Annotated in this window: 1 protein-coding gene and 1 pseudogene; both read left to right on the top strand. The window is 57.1% G+C overall.

Annotation, left to right across the window (positions count from 1 at the left end; translation table 11 throughout):
* Positions 1 to 340 precede the first annotated feature (340 nt).
* A complete protein-coding gene (locus ACFPPB_RS20335) occupies positions 341 to 625 on the top strand; it encodes a DUF6375 family protein (protein ID WP_377330486.1) in 285 nt (94 codons plus the stop codon).
* Positions 597 to 769, top strand: a pseudogene (locus tag ACFPPB_RS20330) (IS3 family transposase); the annotation flags it as partial. The gene ACFPPB_RS20335 and the pseudogene ACFPPB_RS20330, both read left to right, overlap by 29 nt.

Here is a 769-nt window from a genome sequence, read left to right as displayed (position 1 = left end):
AACTGGACGCGCATCCATACCGTCCATCTGAATCCCGACCAGGACGCCATCACGACAGCTCGTAACCAGGAACGAAAAGCCGCCTGAAAATTAATCATTGAGGCGACAACTAGCTTGAAATTTTCCGCCTTGCAGTCAGTGAGGCAGGTGTGTCAGGACTGCCTACGTGCGACCCGTTGCCTGATGAGCGGGGCCTTCAGGCTTATGCGCACATAGACGCGTCCGGCATACTGCGCGCGAATTCTTACTCGCCCGCCGGCGCAAAGATTGACGACGCCGGCGTTCTGTCGACGCTTAAGCGACTCAGAAGTGCCTCAGAGATCAGAGGAGAGAAGCAATCATGAAGATTTGGAACGGATACGGGTCTGAGCACTCGATGAACCTGGTTCTCATCGGAAGGTTCAAGCGCGCGCGAGACGCAGAGAAGGTAGAGAAGGATATTGACAAGCTCAGCACTCAGGCTTCGAGAGATGACAGCCAGTCCATCCCCTTTGGTGAGCCTGAGGATCAGAAATTTTCAGACGACATGCTCTCGTTGCTGCGTAGTGAACCGCCCCGGGATTTGAGGAGGCTCCAACTCTTGAGAGAATGGAGCCATGAACAAGTCCACGAAGTTTTCCCCTGAAGTCCGCGAGCGCGCGATGCGCATGGTGCAGGAGCACCGCGGAGAGTATCCATCGCTGTGGGCCGCGGTGGAGTTGATGGCGCCGAAGATCGGCTGTGTGCCGCAGACGTTGCTGGGCTGGGTCCAGCGGCACGAGGTCGACGC

The organism is Rhodanobacter terrae (genome assembly GCF_042657005.1).
GTDB lineage: Bacteria > Pseudomonadota > Gammaproteobacteria > Xanthomonadales > Rhodanobacteraceae > Rhodanobacter > Rhodanobacter terrae.
The sequence above is the reverse complement of the archived record's forward strand: the minus strand, read 5'-3'. Positions and strand labels throughout refer to the sequence as shown.